A 457-nucleotide genomic window follows, 5' to 3' on the forward strand; every position below is an offset into this window, starting at 1 on the left:
ACCAACGACCAGCAGGCCATCTGGCTAGTCAAGACCCATAACTACCAGCTCGGACAGGAATCGGCAACCACGCCCGAGCCAACCTGGGGCAAGCGTTCATTTGTCTACATGTTCTCCCAAAACCGGGTTCATGACGACCAGGGCACCTTTAGGATAGTTAAAATTAAAAAGCCTTATAAATAAAACATTAATTTTAGACAATTTATTTTCTGTCAATGGGCATCTTCCAATTTTTAATTAATTCAAAAAAAATTTTCTTGAATATATTAAAATGTATATACATTATTAAAAAAAGAAAGTTTGCGGTTTGATATGATTTTTGGCCACATTTTGTTTGGAACGATTTCACTGATTGGAGTTATTTTACTTGAGTATGGTTTTCATGACGAATTCGATAGTCTGAATCTTGTCCAGAAATTGGCAATTTTCTTCTCTATATTCGGAATTTTCGCTACGG

General features: G+C 36.3%; 1 protein-coding gene. It reads left to right on the forward strand.

Annotated elements, in window-relative coordinates; all coding sequences use genetic code 11:
• On the forward strand, positions 1-183 hold a 183-nt coding region (locus tag KH893_RS12125), incomplete at its 5' end, for a hypothetical protein (protein WP_281166319.1).
• Between the last annotated feature and the right edge of the window lie 274 nt (positions 184-457).

This window comes from Liquorilactobacillus sicerae (genome assembly GCF_029916425.1).
In the GTDB taxonomy this organism is placed as follows: Bacteria; Bacillota; Bacilli; order Lactobacillales; family Lactobacillaceae; genus Liquorilactobacillus; species Liquorilactobacillus sicerae.